Annotated in this window: 10 protein-coding genes and 1 pseudogene; 5 read left to right on the top strand and 6 right to left on the bottom strand. The window is 64.7% G+C overall.

Features of this window, described 5'->3' with window-relative positions:
- Positions 1–16 precede the first annotated feature (16 nt).
- Positions 17–1,282: a TCR/Tet family MFS transporter gene (locus tag AC1D2G_RS19820; protein ID WP_477416016.1), complete on the top strand. Its 1,266-nt coding sequence runs from the start codon at positions 17–19 to the stop codon at positions 1,280–1,282.
- 36 nt (positions 1,283–1,318) lie between these two features.
- Here the strand turns inward: AC1D2G_RS19820 and carA are convergent, their stop codons facing one another.
- Positions 1,319–2,524: a glutamine-hydrolyzing carbamoyl-phosphate synthase small subunit gene (gene carA, locus AC1D2G_RS19825; protein WP_477228132.1), complete on the bottom strand. Its 1,206-nt coding sequence runs from the start codon at positions 2,522–2,524 to the stop codon at positions 1,319–1,321.
- 277 nt (positions 2,525–2,801) lie between these two features.
- Between carA and AC1D2G_RS19830 the strand changes: the two genes are divergently transcribed.
- On the top strand, positions 2,802–3,251 hold the full coding sequence (locus AC1D2G_RS19830) for a GatB/YqeY domain-containing protein (protein ID WP_477228131.1): 450 nt from the start codon (positions 2,802–2,804) through the stop codon (positions 3,249–3,251).
- Between the two features lie 182 nt (positions 3,252–3,433).
- Here the strand turns inward: AC1D2G_RS19830 and AC1D2G_RS19835 are convergent, their stop codons facing one another.
- The gene (locus AC1D2G_RS19835; RefSeq protein ID WP_477398743.1) at positions 3,434–4,417 is read right to left on the bottom strand and encodes a hypothetical protein; all 984 of its coding nucleotides are present in this window, start codon (positions 4,415–4,417) and stop codon (positions 3,434–3,436) included.
- Positions 4,418–4,598: 181 nt separating this feature from the next.
- Positions 4,599–5,549 (bottom strand): hydrogen peroxide-inducible genes activator, encoded by a 951-nt coding sequence (locus tag AC1D2G_RS19840; protein WP_477228129.1) that lies wholly within the window; start codon positions 5,547–5,549, stop codon positions 4,599–4,601.
- Between the two features lie 264 nt (positions 5,550–5,813).
- On the opposite strand from AC1D2G_RS19840, the gene katG reads away from it, so the two are divergent.
- Both katG and AC1D2G_RS19850 read left to right on the top strand, forming a co-directional pair.
- Positions 5,814–8,009, top strand: coding sequence for a catalase/peroxidase HPI (gene katG, locus AC1D2G_RS19845; protein ID WP_477416018.1), 2,196 nt, complete (start codon positions 5,814–5,816; stop codon positions 8,007–8,009).
- 190 nt (positions 8,010–8,199) lie between these two features.
- Positions 8,200–8,757: a GNAT family N-acetyltransferase gene (locus AC1D2G_RS19850; protein ID WP_477416020.1), complete on the top strand. Its 558-nt coding sequence runs from the start codon at positions 8,200–8,202 to the stop codon at positions 8,755–8,757.
- An 18-nt stretch (positions 8,758–8,775) separates the two neighbouring features.
- Here AC1D2G_RS19850 and AC1D2G_RS19855 read toward each other — a convergent pair whose 3' ends face one another.
- Positions 8,776–9,192 carry a MerR family transcriptional regulator gene (locus AC1D2G_RS19855; protein WP_477416022.1) on the bottom strand — a complete coding sequence of 139 codons (417 nt, stop codon included), beginning with the start codon at positions 9,190–9,192 and terminating at the stop codon, positions 8,776–8,778.
- Positions 9,193–9,300: 108 nt separating this feature from the next.
- On the opposite strand from AC1D2G_RS19855, the pseudogene AC1D2G_RS19860 reads away from it, so the two are divergent.
- Positions 9,301–11,537 (top strand): annotated as a pseudogene (locus tag AC1D2G_RS19860) (heavy metal translocating P-type ATPase).
- A gap of 19 nt (positions 11,538–11,556) precedes the next feature.
- Here the strand turns inward: AC1D2G_RS19860 and AC1D2G_RS19865 are convergent.
- Together AC1D2G_RS19865 and AC1D2G_RS19870 are read right to left on the bottom strand one after the other, a co-directional pair.
- The gene (locus AC1D2G_RS19865) at positions 11,557–12,741 is read right to left on the bottom strand and encodes an MFS transporter (RefSeq protein WP_477416024.1); all 1,185 of its coding nucleotides are present in this window, start codon (positions 12,739–12,741) and stop codon (positions 11,557–11,559) included.
- A gap of 141 nt (positions 12,742–12,882) precedes the next feature.
- Entirely contained in the window at positions 12,883–14,553 is a 1,671-nt protein-coding gene (locus tag AC1D2G_RS19870; RefSeq protein ID WP_477228123.1) for a Na/Pi cotransporter family protein, read from the bottom strand.
- Positions 14,554–14,781 lie beyond the last annotated feature (228 nt).

A 14,781-nucleotide genomic window follows, 5' to 3' on the forward strand; every position in this document is an offset into this window, starting at 1 on the left:
AGGAGCTTGACCCTTTATGATCGACCCCAAAACCGCCAGACGGGGCCTTGCGCTCGTCTTCACGACGCTGCTGCTCGATATCATCGGCTTCGGCATGATCATGCCGGTGTTGCCGGCCTATCTCAGGGAGTTGACTGGCGTCAGCATCAGCGGAGCGGCGATCGAGGGCGGTTGGCTGTTCTTCGTCTATGCGGCGATGCAGTTCTTCTTTGGGCCCATCATGGGCGGCTTGAGCGATCGCTTCGGACGGCGGCCGATCCTGCTCGCCTCCGTGCTGACCTTTTCCATCGACAACCTGATCTGCGCCGTCGCCTGGTCCTTCCCCATGCTGTTCATCGGGCGCGTGCTGGCCGGCATTTCCGGCGCCAGCTATTCGACGACATCCGCCTTCATCGCTGACATCTCCAACGATGAGAACCGGGCGAAGAATTTCGGCCTGCTCGGCATCGCTTTTGGCGTCGGCTTCGTCATCGGGCCGGTTCTGGGCGGGCTGCTCGGTACGTTCGGGCCACGCGTACCGTTCTATTTCRCCGCCGGGCTGGCTTTCGTGAACTTCCTGATTGCGCTGTTCCTGTTGCCGGAAACGCTCGACGACAAGCATCGCCGCCGCTTCGAGTGGAAACGCGCGAACCCGGTTGGGACGCTCCTGCAGATGCGCCAGTACAAAGGCATCGGCTGGATCGGGCTTGTCTTCTTCATGATGACGCTCGGGCACATGATGTACCCGGCGGTGTGGTCGTTCGTCTCCAATTACCGCTACGGCTGGAGCGAGCAGCAGATCGGCTTTTCGCTCGGCGCCTTCGGCCTGTGCGGGGCGATCGTCATGGCGACGGTGCTGCCGCGCGTGATCCCCAGGCTTGGCGAGTGGAAGACGGCAGCCATCGGCCTTGCCTTCACGGCGCTCAGCGCCTTCGGTTACGCCTTCGCGTCGCAAGGCTGGATGATCTATGCGGTGATCGTCGTCGGCTGCCTGGAAGCGCTGGCCGATCCGCCGCTGAGGAGCCTCGCCGCCGCCAAGGTGCCGCCTTCAGCGCAAGGCGAACTGCAAGGCGCGATGACCTCGATCTTTTCGATCACCTCGATCATCACTCCGCTGCTCTATACGGCGATCTTTTCCTGGTTCACCGGGCCGAGAGCGCCCGTGACCTTCGGTGGCGCGCCCTATCTGGTTGGCGCGTTTTTCCTGACGCTGGCGCTGATCGTCTTCGTCACCAAGGTGGCAAAGCCGGTGGCGGTCAGAAACGTCACCACCAGCGTGGCGGAAGATGGAGCGCAGATATGAGCGATGACGGGCGCGTGAGGCGCGCGCCGCTTCCGGTTAAGCCCGCTCCGCCAGCAATTCTTCGCCGCGCTTTTCGCGGATCAGATTGACGAAGCGGCGGAACAGATAGTGCGAATCCTGCGGGCCGGGCGAGGCCTCGGGATGATGCTGGACCGAGAACACCGGACGGCCGGTCAGCGTGATGCCGCAATTCGAGCCGTCGAACAGCGAGACATGGGTTTCCTCGACGCCTGATGGCAGCGAGTCCGCATCGACGGCAAAGCCGTGGTTCATGGAGACGATCTCGACCTTGCCGGTGGTGTGGTCCTTTACCGGATGGTTGGCGCCGTGGTGGCCCTGATGCATCTTTGCGGTCTTGCCGCCGAGCGCCAGCGCCAGCATCTGGTGGCCAAGGCAGATGCCGAACACCGGGATGTCGGTCTTCAGCAGGTCCTGGATGACCGGCACGGCATAGTCGCCGGTGGCTTCGGGATCGCCGGGGCCGTTGGAGAGGAAGATGCCGTCCGGCTGCATGGCAAGGATTTCTTCAGCGCCGGTCTTGGCCGGCACCACGGTGACCTTGGCGCCGAGGCCGGCGAGCAGGCGCAAGATGTTGCGCTTGACGCCGTAGTCGATGGCAACGACATGCATCGAAGGATCGGCCTGTTCGCCAAAGCCTTCGTTCCAGACCCATGGCGTCTCGCGCCAGACCGAGGACTGACCTGACGTGACTTCCTTGGCGAGATCGAGCCCGATCAGGCCCGACCATGCGGCGGCGCGCTGCTTCAGGTCGTCGAGGTCGAAGACGCCGTCGGGCGCATGCGCAATGACTGCGTTGGGCATCCCCTTTTCACGGATCAGCGCGGTGAGCGCGCGGGTGTCGATGCCCGAAAGGGCGACGATGCCGCGCTTCTTCAGCCACTGGTCGAGACCGGTACCGGCGCGGTAGTTGGACGGGTTGGTGACATCGGCCTTGAACACGGCACCGACAGCGCCGGCGCGTGCAACCGGATTGAGATCCTCGATGTCCTCTTCATTGGTGCCGATGTTGCCGATATGCGGGAAGGTGAAAGTGACGATCTGGCCGGCATAGGATGGGTCGGTGAGGATTTCCTGGTAGCCGGTCAGCGCCGTGTTGAAGCAGACTTCGGCGACGGCGGAGCCGGTGGCGCCCAGGCCGCGACCCTCGATGACGGTGCCGTCGGCCAGCACCAGAAGGGCGGTCGGCCTTTCGGTTGCCCAAGCGGGGGTCATCTCGGCCATGGCGGCGCTCCTATCAGTCTGCACGCTGCAATCGGCCTGGCGGACCATCTGCGCGGCAAATAGCGCGAAGCGGCGATTTCGCGGCTTCCACGCAGTCAAGCTTCAGTTCATGCAAGGCCCAGTACATAGGGGAAGGGCGCAAAGCGGTCAATGATCATGAGCAATCGGGCTCCGATTTATTTCGTCAAGCAATATCAGTGGCTTGCCTGGCAATATCAGGGTTTGCGTTGGCCTGTCCCCGGCGCTATTGTCCGCGCCCATCGAAGGAGAAAGCACCATGCGTGGCAAAATCGCCGAATCCCTGAAGAGCGCGATGAAGGCGCAGGACAAGCACCGGCTGCCGACATTGCGGCTGATCCAGGCGGCCATCCACGACCGCGACATCGCCAATCGTGGTTCGGCCAAGGACCCTGCCAGCGATGAGGAAATCCTGCAGATCCTGGCCAAGATGGTGAAGCAGCGCGAGGAATCGGCCAAGGCCTTCGACGACGGCAAGCGACCGGAACTGGCGGCGCAGGAGCGTGGCGAGATGGAGATCATCCGCGCCTTCCTGCCGACGCAGCTGGACGAGGCCGCGGTGGCCGTGGCCGCGCGCGAGGCGATCGCGGCGACAGGTGCGGCCAGCCAGAAGGACATGGGCAAGGTGATCGCCGCGCTGAAGCAAAAATATGCCGGCCAGATGGATTTCGGCAAGGCAAGCGGCATCGTCAAGGGCCTGCTGCAGTAGGCTTGCCGCCCATCGCTGACCGGGGCTTGCGACCGTCAGCGGTTGCCAATTCGGCCTGACCGTTCACCAATGTCTTCGACAACGATGCGGATCAGGTGCCTGATCTCGTCTTGCCTGAAAGGCTCTCCCGAGAGCGCCGAAAGCATCGCCTGGCTGGGCGGCAGCCTATCCGGGTGCGGACTTCAAGACCCCTTGCAGATCGGCAGTGGCTGGGGCGGTGGTGCCGGATGATCCGTCTTGTATTGGGCGATGATCGGCTCGAGGGTTTTTCTCGGCCAGAATTTCGGCGCGCCGATTTCCTTCAGGCAGGATGCGTTCCAGTAGGGCACACCGCCCGACTGCGAACGGTGTGCCACTACCGCGGCAATGTCGCGTGATTCCGGATAGATGTAGAGCGTCGTCGGGTTGTCCTTCACCATCGAGATGATCTGCCGCGCATCCACCGGCGACCAGCTGGTGCATCCGTTGCTGCGGCCGCCAGGATAGTCCACCAGCTTGCCGAACGGCACCAAACCGTCATGGTCGGCATATGAGCTGTTCGGATTTTTGCGCATGCACTGGGCGCGCAGCACCTGCGCCGCATGGCCGCCGATCACCCGCTGCCTGGCATTGGCGGCTTCGCCTTCGCCGTCGAACTGTATGAAGGTGCGCAGGAAAGCCGCGTCCTGTTTCGCACCGGTGCGATAAAAGCCTTTGAACGATGTTTTCGCCTCGCGGGTGATATAGGCCCCGCCGGCGGTCAGTTCAGAATCCATGGCGTTGCCGAAGTTCTTCGCGCACCGTCTGCCATTTGAAAAATCGACAGTGCCTTTCAGATTCCGGCCGGCGCCATGACCCGATGAGATCGCGCGAAACGACTGGCTGGCTTCGCAGATGACATAGTACCGGCGCCCGAGCACGCCATTGCCCAGATCGCCGGGACGCGTGGCATCCATGGCAAAGTAGCAGGGGTTCCTGATCGCACCTTGCGCCACCTTTTTCAGGTAAAGCGCGCGGGCCCGCTCCAGGACCACTTGCGAGATCTGACCATCGCTGTCGCCGACATGGGCCTGCAACCAGGCGGGAACATCGGGAAGCGCGGCAAACGACCGCGCCGACACCGTCAAAGCGATGACGGCGAGGAGGAGGCTGGCGACGACACCCAGAGGGACAGATCTCAACCGCACCTGATCAATTCTCCCGCCCGTTCGCAATTCCTTGCGGTGTTGCCGCCGCGAATCGATCATAAATCGCCTCGCGCCAATCGGCGAAACACATCTTGTTTAGCAGGCCGCCCAAGCGGTGTTTTCAAAATGGTCAGGCAATCCGCAAGCTAACCACGCGAAGCCGGAAACCAAGGCGTGTTTGTCAGGCGGTTGCCGTCAGGTTCAGCAGGTGCGCAATCGGTGTCGGATTGTGCTGTGCGCGCAGTGCGTCGGCCGACTGCCGAACGACTTCCGAAATCCGCAGCAGCTGTTTGGCGATCGGGCTGGTCTTGCGCCAGACCATGCCGATCGTCCGTGACGGCTGAGGGCTCCTGAAGCGGGCGATGGAGACCGACGCCGAGCGCGTCTCCACCGGCACGGCCATTTCCGGGATCAAGGTGACGCCGATGCCGGCGCTGACCATCTGGACCAGGGTTGACAGCGAGCTGCCGTCCAGCAACTCGCGTGGCCGTGCCGAATGCATGTTGCAGAAGGACAGTGCCTGGTCGCGGAAACAATGGCCTTCTTCCAGCAGAAGCAGCCGCATTTCACGCAGCATTTCGCGATTGGGCACCGGCTTTCCCTCGTCTTCGCCGGGCCGGACCAGGACGAAGGCCTCGGCGAACAGCACGATTTCCGTCAGCGATGGTTCGGACACCGGCAAGGCAACGATGGCCGCATCGAGCCGACCGTCCGCCAGTTCCTGGATCAGCTTCTGCGTCTGCGTCTCGCGCACATGGATATCGAGGCCATCATGCATGCTCGAGAGGTTGCCAATGATCGTCGGCAGGAGGTAGGGCGCGATCGTGGGGATGACGCCGATGCGCAGCCGGCCGACCAGCCTGTCGCGCGAGGAACGCGCGAGATCGGCGAGCTCGTCCACCGAACGCAGGATGTCGCGGACGCGCAAGGCGAATTCTTCGCCGAAATTGGTCAGCCGGACCTGTCTAGCGCCTCTTTCGAAAAGCTCCGTGCCCAGCGTTTCCTCCAGTTCCCTGATCTGCACCGAAATGGCAGGCTGGGAGATCGCGCAGGCGTCGGCCGCGCGCCCGAAGTGGTTGTGCCGCGCCAACGCCTCGAAATAGCGCAGCTGCTTCAGCGTCAGGTTTGTCATAATGTCACCTTATCGCTGTAATCAGGAAATCCAACTTAAATTAATCGCGCAGCTTTGCTATAGGAGCTGCAAGGGAGATGAGGAGCAGCAGGGACGGCTTCGTCCGGGGCGTGCCCGCAGTGACAGGAACATCCAAGATATTCGGTCGCGTATCTGGCATACGGTCATGCGCCAGCCACGAAACGGACCGCTTCCAGGGACATCCTTTGTCCTTGTTCACGCAGCAGTTGAAACAGCTCAACACAGCCACGATCGGAGAAAAACATGGACGCACAAACTGACGACCCCAGCACGGGCAAATGCCCGGTCGTGCACACAGCCGTCGGCAGGGTCAACCGCGACTGGTGGCCGAATCAGCTCAATGTCCAGATTCTCCATCAGCAGTCGCCGCTGTCCGATCCGATGGGTGAGGCGTTCGACTATGCCGAGGAATTCAAGAGCCTCGACCTCGACGCCGTGATCAAGGACCTGCATGCGCTGATGACGGACTCGCAGGAGTGGTGGCCCGCCGATTTCGGCCATTACGGGCCGCTGTTCATCCGCATGGCGTGGCACAGCGCCGGCACCTACCGCATCGCCGACGGCCGTGGCGGCGCCGGGGCAGGCCAGCAGCGCTTCGCGCCGCTGAACAGCTGGCCGGACAACGTCAACCTCGACAAGGCCCGCCGGCTGTTGTGGCCGATCAAGCAGAAGTACGGCCGCAAGATCTCCTGGGCCGACCTTTTGATCCTGACCGGCAACGTCGCGCTGGAATCGATGGGCTTCAAGACCTTCGGTTTCGCCGGCGGCCGCGCCGACGTCTGGGAGCCCGAGGAGGACATCTACTGGGGTCCGGAAGGCAAGTGGCTGGCCGACGAGCGCTACAGCGGCGACCGCGATCTCCAGGATCCGCTCGGTGCCGTGCAGATGGGCCTGATCTACGTCAACCCGGAAGGACCGAACGGCAAGCCTGATCCGCTGGCCTCCGCGCGCGATATCAGAGATACCTTCGCGCGGATGGCGATGAATGACGAGGAGACCGTCGCGCTGATCGCCGGCGGCCACACCTTCGGCAAGACCCATGGTGCCGGCGATGCGACGCTGGTCGGCGTGGAGCCGGAAGGCGCCGACATCGAGCAGCAGGGCCTTGGCTGGGCGAGCACGTTCGGCACCGGCAAGGGCGGCGACGCCATCGGCAGCGGCCTGGAAGTGACTTGGACGACGACGCCGACGAAGTGGAGCAACAACTTCTTCGACAATCTGTTCGGCTTCGAATGGGAGTTGACCAAGAGCCCCGCCGGGGCGCACCAGTGGACGCCGAAGGGCGGCGCGGGTGCTGGCAGCGTGCCGGATGCGCACAATTCGGCCAAGCGCCACGCTCCCTCCATGCTGACCACCGACCTCGCTTTGCGGTTCGATCCTTCCTACGAGACGATCTCGCGGCGCTTCCATGAAAACCCGGCTCAGTTCGCCGACGCGTTCGCGCGCGCCTGGTACAAGCTGACCCACCGCGACATGGGCCCGCTCGTGCGCTATCTCGGTCCGTTGGTTCCGAACGAGCAACTGCCCTGGCAGGACGTCATTCCGGCGGTCGATCATGTGCTGATCGACGAAGAGGACGCTGCAGCACTGAAAGCCGAGATCCTGGCGTCCGGCCTGTCGGTGTCGCAGCTGGTGTCGGCGGCGTGGGCGTCGGCCTCGACCTTCCGTGGCTCCGACAAGCGCGGCGGCGCCAATGGCGCGCGCATCCGCCTTGCGCCGCAGAAGGACTGGGCCGTCAACCAGCCGGCGGAACTCGCCAAGGTGCTCGACAAGCTCGAAGCGATCCGCAAGGCGTTCAACGCTTCGCAGACCGGCAACAAGAAGGTCTCGCTTGCCGACCTGATCGTTCTCGGCGGCGGCGCCGCCGTCGAGAAGGCCGCGAAGGACGCTGGCCACAGCGTCGACGTTCCCTTCTGGCCGGGCCGCATGGATGCCTCGCAGGAGCAGACGGACATTCACTCCTTCGCACCGCTGGAGCCGACCGTCGACGGTTTCCGCAACTATGTCAGCGGCAAGCAGCGGCTGACCGTCGAGGAGGCGCTGGTCGACCGCGCGCAACTGCTGACGCTGACGGCGCCGGAGATGACGGTTCTCGTCGGCGGCCTGCGCGTTCTCGGCGCCAATGCCGGGCAGTCGAAGCACGGTGTCTTCACCAAGCTGCCGGAAACACTGAGCAACGACTTCTTCGTCAACCTGCTCGACATGGGCACGGAGTGGAAGGCGACCTCGGACGCCAAGGACGTGTTCGAAGGCCGCGACAGCAAGACCGGTGAAGTCAAGTGGACCGGCACCCGTGCCGACCTCATCTTCGGCTCGCATTCGCAGCTGCGCGCGCTGGCCGAAGTTTATGCGACCGCAGACGCCAAGGCGAAATTCGCCAGGGATTTCGTGGTGGCATGGACCAAGGTGATGAACGCCGACCGTTTTGATATCGCCTGAGCTCGGCAAAAGGCACTGGCGCGGCCTGGGAATGGTTGCGCCAGAGCGTCGGTTCCTCCCAAGGGATAAGAACAAGGCCGCGTTTCCAGCGATGGGAATGCGGCCTTGTCGCAAGAGGCCACACCCGGTGGACCGTGCCTTCGCGGATAATGCTGCTACTTTATCGGCGCAGCTACTCCGCCGGTGCAAAATGGTCGAACTCGTCAAACCCGCGCTTGAACATTTACCGTCCTACAAGGCGGCGCTCGAGCGCGGCTGGTCGCCGGACAATGTGCGGCTCGAGCAAGCGACGCGCGAGCAACTTGCGGCCATCGAAAAGGATCCGGTGGCCTTTCTCGCCGACCTCGATGACCCTCTGGCCAAGGGCGGCCCTATAACCTTGCCCGACGGCAGAAAGGTGCCGCGCCTGCCGGGCTTTCGGCGCTGGATCTGGGACGGCGAAGCTTCAGGTTCGATCGGCTTTCGCTGGCAGCCAGGTACGGCTGCGCTGCCGCCGCATGTGCTCGGCCATATCGGCTATGCGGTGGTGCCGTGGAAGCGACGGCGTGGCTACGCCACCGAGGCGCTGCGGCTGATGCTGGACGAGGCGAGGGCCGTCGGCTTGCCTTATGTCGAGATCACCGCCAAGCCGGGCAATCCGACGTCGCACAAGGTGATCCTGACCAATGGCGGCAAGCTGGTCGAGCGTTTCTTCGAGGATGCCGCCTATGGCGGAGCGGAAAGCCTGCGGTTCCGGATCGAGCTGTAGCGGGCGCGCGAGCCCTCCTCACCCGTGCTCGTCGGCGCACAGCGCGTGGTCGGACAAGGCGCGGATGACGTAGCAGTCGCCGACCGTATTGCCGTCGCAGCAAGACGCGATGCGTTCGAGTTCGGCCTCCAGCCGCTGCAGCTGGGCAATCTTTTCCCGCACCGAGATCAGTTGCTCCCCGGCGATCCGGTCGGCATGGCCGCATGGCTGCTCGGGGTGGCCGCTCAATTCGATGAGCGAGCGGATATCCTCGACGGCGAAGCCGAGGTCGCGGGCGTGACGGATGAAGGCCAGCCGCTCGAGCTCTTGCCGGCCATAGCGGCGCTGGTTGCCTTCCGAACGCTCGGGTGCGGCAACCAGGCCCATCTGCTCGTAGTAGCGGATCGTCGGCACCTTGACCCCGGTGCGGCGGGAGAGATCGCCGATCGAAAACATGATTTTGCCTCTTGAAGCTCTAGTGACTAGAGCAATTACAGTGTCCGACATCATGGTTCAAGACTCACGCGGCGGCACGCCGCGCGGGCAAGACAGGCAGGTGATGCGATGACGGCTCCCCTCAGGCAGCCAAGTATCAGGCAGACACGGTTCAAGATCGGCGGCATGGACTGCGCCTCCTGCGCGGCCAAGATCGAGACGGCGGTGCGCCGTCTCGATGGCGTCGCCGACGTCTCGGTTTCGGTGACCGGCGCCAGCATGACGGTCAGCCACGGCGATGCACTGCCCGACGACAAGGTGCTGCAGCAGGTGGCGCGGCTTGGCTATGGCATCGCCAGGGCGGAAGCCAAGATCGACGGGCGTGCTTCAGTGGCCAAGGCACATGATCATGCTGATCACGATCATGAAGGCCACGACCATGGCGGCGAGCCGGTCGGCGAGCGGACCATCGGTTCCGCCCATCTCCACGGCGATGCCGAGTCGAGGCAGGCGTGGTGGCGCGGCCGCCGCGCGGCGCTGACGCTGGCCTGTGCTGCAGCGCTTCTTGCCGCCTACGGCATCGGTCATCTGTTTCCGGCGGCCGAGCGCGGGGTCTTCCTGGCCGCACTGCTGGTTGGCCTGGTGCCGATCGCCCGGCGCGCGCTGATGGCGGCACTGGCCGGCACGCCGTTCTCGATCGAGATGCTGATGACCATCGCCGCTGGGGGTGCGGTGATGATCGGCGCCACCGAGCAGCCGCCGCAGTGGTTGTGCTGTTCCTGATCGGCGAAATGCTGGAAGGCGTCGCTGCCGGTCGGGCACGGGCCAGCATCCAAGGCCTTGCCGACCTGGTGCCGAAGACAGCACTTGTCGAGCGGGCAGGCGGCACGGTCGAAGTCCCAGCTGAAGACCTTGTCGTCGGCGACGTGATCGTGGTGCGGCCAGGTGATCGTATCCCGGCCGATGGCGAGATCGTCGAGGGAGCGAGCGCTATCGACGAAGCACCTGTGACCGGCGAGAGCACGCCGAAGCGCAAGGGTGTCTCGGACGGTGTCTTCGCCGGCACGATCAGCACCGACGGCGTGCTCAAGGTTCGGGTGACGGCAGCAGCGTCGGACAACACCATCGCTCGGGTGGTGCGGCTGGTGGAGGAAGCGCAGGAGGCCAAGGCGCCGACCGAGCGCTTCATCGATCGCTTCTCACGGTACTATACGCCTGCTGTGCTGGTGGTTGGGGCGCTGGTGGCGCTGCTGCCGCCGCTGGTTGCCGGCGGCGACTGGAACGAATGGATCTACAAAGGCCTGGCGATCCTGTTGATCGGCTGCCCCTGCGCACTGGTCATCTCGACGCCGGCGGCGATCGCCGCAGGCCTGGCGACCGGCGCGCGGCATGGCCTGTTGATGAAGGGCGGTGCCGTGCTGGAAGGCTTTCGCCGGATCACAGCCGTCGCCTTCGACAAGACCGGTACGCTGACCGCGGGCAAACCGGTGGTTACCGACATCGTGGCCTATGGGCGCGACCAACGCACCGTGCTGGCGCTGGCGGCAGCACTTGAGCAGGGCTCCAGCCATCCCCTGGCGGTGGCGATACTGGACAAGGCCAAGGCCGCCAAGGCGCCGGTGCCGCCTGCCTTGGCCGCGAAGGCGATTCCAGGCAAAGGCGTCGAGGGCAGCGTCGGCGGCGTCGCGGTCTTCCTCGGCTCCGGCCAGGCGGCGGGCGAACGTGCTGCGATCACTGAGGCGCAGCGCCTTGCCATCGACAGCCTCAACGGCCAGGGCAAGACCGTCTCGGCGTTGGTGGCCGATGGCGTGGTGGCCGGGCTGATCGCCATGCGCGACGAGCCGCGGCCGGATGCGGCGGCCGGCATTGCGGCGCTGAAGGCCGAAGGCATCCGCGCTGTGATGCTGACCGGCGACAACCGACGCACGGCCGAAGCCATCGCCGCTTCGCTCGGCATCGAGGCGCGGGCTGAGCTCTTGCCTCAGGACAAGCTGCGCATCGTAGGCGAATTGCAGCGCGGGGGGCTGAGGGTGGCCAAGGTTGGCGACGGCATCAACGACGCACCGGCACTCGCCGCCGCCGACATCGGCATTGCCATGGGCGGCGGCACCGATGTGGCGTTGGAAACGGCCGATGCGGCGATCCTGCATGGCCGGATCACGGATGTCGTGCGGATGGTGCGGCTGTCGCGGGCGGTGATGGCCAACATCGGCCAGAACATCACCGTGGCGCTCGGGCTGAAGGCGGTGTTCCTGGTCACCACCATTGCCGGCATCACCGGCCTGTGGCCGGCGATCCTGGCCGACACCGGCGCCACCGTGTTGGTCACCGCCAACGCCATGCGCCTGCTGCGCTGGCGCGGGTGACGCGCTTTTGTCTTGTGCTCTACTCGGCTGGGGCCGTGAGCGGCGGCGTGGCGTTGCTGCGTCCTTCCCAGACATAAGACGCGAGCGCCACCGCGATGGCGACCAGCATGGCGATGGCGCCAAGCAGCGGCAGGCTGCGGTAGCCGTAGCCGGCATTCAGCATCGCCGAGCCCAGCGATGCGGCAAGCGCGATGCCGACATTGAAGCCGGATGGAATGAGCGACGAAGCGAGATTGGACGCATCGGCGGTCCAGGCCAGGATACGGGTCTGGATCGGCGTGCCGATGGCGAAGTTGAGACCGCCCCAGACGACAATCGCCACAACCATCGGCAAGGGGTAGGGGCTGACGGCATAGATCACCGCCAGCGTCACCGCCTGCAGGGCCAGCATGGTGATCAGCGACGGCATCAGCTTCCAGTCGGAGAGCTTGCCGCCGAGGAAGACGCCGAGCGTGGCGCCGACGCCGTTGAGCAGCAGTACCCACGGCACCTGGCTTTCATCTAGGCCGGTGATTTCGAGCAGTGTCGGCGTGATGTAGGTGAACAGGCCGAACTGGCCGATCATCAGCATCAGCATCAGGATCAGCGAAGTCCAGACCTGCTGGCGCGCCAGCACGCGAACCTCGCGCGCCAGGCCGGCGGACTTGGCCTGATATCCAGCGGTGCGCGGCAAAAGCGCTGCCATGGCAAGCGTTGCCGCGACACCCAGCGCACCCATCACCCAGAAAGTCGCGCGCCAGCCCCAGATGTTGCCGATCGCGGTGCCGGCCGGCACGCCGATGACATTGGAGACGGTGAGCCCGGACAGGATGACGGCGACCGCCATGCCGCGCTGGTCTTCGCGCACGAGACCGACCGCCACCACCATGGCGACGCCGAAATAGGCGCCATGCGCTATCGCCACGGCAATGCGCAGCAACAGCATCGAGGTGAAATCGGGCGCCAGAGCGCAGGCCGCCTGGCCGATGGTGAAGGCGACGGCAAGGCCGAGCAGCAAGCTCTTGCGCGGCAGCGACTTGGTGGCGAGCGCCAGCAGCGGGCCGCCGATGGCGATGCCACAGGCATAGCCCGATACGAGATAGCCGGCCGATGGAACCGAGACGCCGAGCCCCTCCGCCACCTGCGGCAGCACGCCGGCGATGACGAATTCGGTGGTGCCGAAAGCGAAGGCGGCAATGAACAGGGCGATGAGCGGAAGCGACATGGGAAGGCCCTAGCTGGAACGGCCTCAAACCACGGATGGGCGTCGCGGGCAATCCAGAAATTTTGGTCGCGACTTTAGGTTTTCTTGAGTGGAACGTGCGGGCGTGGAACGCCGATCTCCCTCACGGGGAGACCGGCAGGGTCAACCTCCGCTCGCCTTAAGCCGCGATCCAGTGAGCAGGCCGCGCTCTTCCAGCACCGGATAGGCCATCGACGCCAAAAGCGAATTGATCTGCTTCAGGTCGCGGATGGTGTCGAGATGGATCGAGCTGGTCTCGACGCTCTTGGCGGTGCCGTCGCGCAGCCGCACGAAATGGCTGGCGCTGGTTTCCTTCTCGCGGTCGCGCAGCTGGTCCTTTTCCAATACCAGCTGGCGGGCGGTCTCGGGATCGCGTGATACCAGCACGTTGAAGGCGAGCCGCGCATTGGCCAGCACCGAAGCGTGGAAAGCGCACAGTTCGCGCCAGCCCTCGGGCGTGAACTCCAGCCCGCGCTCGAGCTTCTTCTTCACATGCACCAGCATGTTGCGCACGATGATGTCGCCGACCTGCTCCAGCTTGACGCAGGCGCCGATCAACTCCTGGCAGCGCAGCGCCTCGTCCTCGGTCAGCGGGTTCCTGGTAAGCTTGGCCAGATAGAGCTTGATCGCCGCGTGCTTGCGGTCGACGCGGTCGTCGAGTGCCGCCAGCGCCTTGATCTTGTCGGCATCGGCGCTCTCGTACAGCTCGATGATGCGCTTGAGCATGATCTCGACGGTCTCGCAGACCCGCACCACCTCGCGCGTGGCATTGGCCAATGCCTGGCTTGGAACGTCCAGCGCGCTCTCGTTGAGCGCGGAAAGCTCGACGACATCGAGTGTGGCGGCCGGCGCCGGCTTGGTGCCGAGTGCCACGATCTTCTCCGAGGCGCGGTAGACGAACCCGGCCAGCGGCAGGCCGGCGAGCAGGATCAGCACATTGAACAGGATGTGAGCGTTGACAATCTGGTCCGCCGCCGTTGCGCCGAGGAAGGCGACATGCGGCCTGAAGGTCATGAACAGGATCAGCACGACCAGCGAGCCAAGCCCGCGCATCAGGAGATTGCCGATCGGCACGACGCGCACGGCAGGCCCGGCCGAACGGGTCAGCATCGGCGCGATGATCGAGGATCCGAGGTTGACGCCGAGGATGAGGACGACGCCGAGTTCCGGCGTGATCAGGCCACGGCCGGCCAGCGTCGCCATCAACAGAACCGCCGCGATACTCGACTGGAACAGCCAGGTGATCAGCGCCGCCAACAGATAGGCGGTGATGGAATCGCTGGAGAAGTAATTGATGATGACCGGCATGAGCTGGCTGTTGCGCAGCGGCTCCGATGCCTGGCCGATCATTTCCAGCGACAGGATCAAAAGGCCGATACCGACCAGGATGCGGCCGGACTGGCGCCAGTCGCGCCGCTCGGTGGCCATGAACATCACCGTGCCGGTGATCAGGCAGAGCGGCACCAGCAGGGTGAGATCGAAGGTCAGCAGCTTGACCACCAGCGCCGAGCCGATTTCGGCGCCGCGCACGGCAAGCTGCCCGGCGGCGCCCGAGACGATGCCGGAGCCGGCGAAGGAGCCGACCAGCAGCGTGACGGCGGTGGAGCTCTGCAAGGCGATGGCGAGGCCGGTGCCGGCCAGCACCGCCATGATCGGATTGCGCATGGTGGCGCGCAGACGATGGCGCAGCACGTCGCCATAGGCGCGCTCTACGCCGGTTTTCACCATGCGGGTGGCAAACAGCATCAGCGCCACGGCGCCGGCCAGATGCAGTAGGACGACGGAACCGCTCATGTCGCCTTCCGCATGCGGACAACGGGGTGCGCGATGCGATCAGCGCGGCGATCAGTGGGGGAAACGAGGGTGCGAATCATGTTCATAGCAGTGACCAGAATGACGATATTACATTAGCCGGGTAATAAAATCTTGTCGATTTCAAAGGCCGTTGCGCCGCGACAGGCGGTGTCGGAAAATGGACGGACGCGCAAATGGTTGCATTGCGAGGCTGCTGTGGCGCGGCGG

Source organism: Mesorhizobium sp. P2_C7 (assembly GCF_056404515.1).